We start from the raw sequence: 1,459 nt of genomic DNA on the forward strand, positions 1-1,459 counted from the left end.
AGATGTACAAAGCCAATCTTATTAAAACGTGGATTAAGTGCAACATATGAAGAATGGATCATGAGTGCAGAATATATCATGGCCAGTGGAAATCCCAATGTCATTCTATGTGAAAGAGGGGTCAGAACATATGAAACCTATACAAGAAATACATTAGATTTACAGGCGATACCTGTTATCAAAAGATTGACACACTTGCCAATCATTATAGACCCATCACATGCAGGAGGAAAATGGTGGCTAGTAGAGCCAATGGCCAAGGCAGCGGTTGCAGCAGGATGTGATGGATTGATGATAGAAGTGCATAATGATCCAGAACATGCTTTATGTGATGGACCACAGTCATTAAAACCAGAGAAATATACAGAATTATTGAAACAGGTTGGAGAAATCGCCCATATTGTTGGAAAAGAAATCAAATAAAGCATGATATTTTATAAACTGAACAAAAAATTATGGAAATTTATAAAAATGATTGACATTTTTGTATTTATCGCATAATATATTAACATATTCAAAATACTGTTATAAATACTGTGAAAAGAAAGAGTAGATAAGTCAGCTTGTATAGAGAGTTCTTGCTTGGTGAAAAAGAATCAGGTCAGCTTATTGAATTCCTCTTGGAGTAGGTGGCTGAAATAAAAGTAGGCTAACACGGGAATGCCCGTTACAGCATCAGAGTATGAACCTGATAGACAGGCGTACTTGTTAAGGCTTATATAGTGATATATAGGTGAATTAAGGTGGTAACACGGCAGATGATAATCTCTCGTCCTTAGGGATGAGGGATTTTTTATTTATACAGTAGAGAGAGGAGATAGAGAAAAATGATTATTGTATTTAAACCCAAAACAACTGATGAAGATGTACAAAAAATAGTCAAACAGGTAGAAGACAAAGGACTCACAACGCATATTGTGGTTGGAACAGAAACGACGATTTGTGGTGTTATTGGAGATGTCACAAAGGTTGATCCTAAACAACTGGAAGTTTCACCTGTTGTCGATCACGTGATGCGTGTCAGTGAACCTTATAAACTGGCAAACCGTGCCTTTCATCCAGAAGATTCCATCATTGATGTTGCCGGTGTCAAAGTTGGTGGAGATCATCTGGCATTGATTGCAGGTCCATGTTCTGTTGAATCCAAGGAACAGGTTATCATGATTGCCAAAGCTGCTAAGGCAGCAGGAGCTAACATGTTAAGAGGTGGTGCATTCAAGCCAAGAACATCACCCTATGCTTTCCAAGGAATGGGAACAGCCGGATTAGATATCTTGTTAGCTGCAAAAGAAGAAACAGGATTACCCATTGTGTCAGAATTAATGAGTGCTGAGTATATTGAAGAATTCAATGAAAAGGTTGACTTGGTACAGATTGGCGCAAGAAATATGCAAAACTTTGATCTTTTAAAAGAAGTAGGAAAAAGATGTACAAAGCCAATCTTATTAAAACGTGGATT

At 37.4% G+C, this 1,459-nt stretch carries 2 pseudogenes and 1 other annotated feature; both pseudogenes read left to right on the forward strand.

Going from position 1 to position 1,459, the window contains the following annotated elements:
- Nucleotides 1-423 (forward strand): annotated as a pseudogene (locus B5G32_RS13500) (3-deoxy-7-phosphoheptulonate synthase); the annotation flags it as partial.
- 104 nt (nt 424-527) lie between these two features.
- Nucleotides 528-780: a binding site (T-box leader), on the forward strand.
- Nucleotides 781-827: 47 nt separating this feature from the next.
- Nucleotides 828-1,459: pseudogene (locus B5G32_RS13505) on the forward strand (3-deoxy-7-phosphoheptulonate synthase); the annotation flags it as partial.

Source organism: Massilimicrobiota sp. An80 (assembly GCF_002159255.1).
Lineage (GTDB): Bacteria > Bacillota_I > Bacilli_A > Erysipelotrichales > Coprobacillaceae > Allocoprobacillus > Allocoprobacillus merdigallinarum.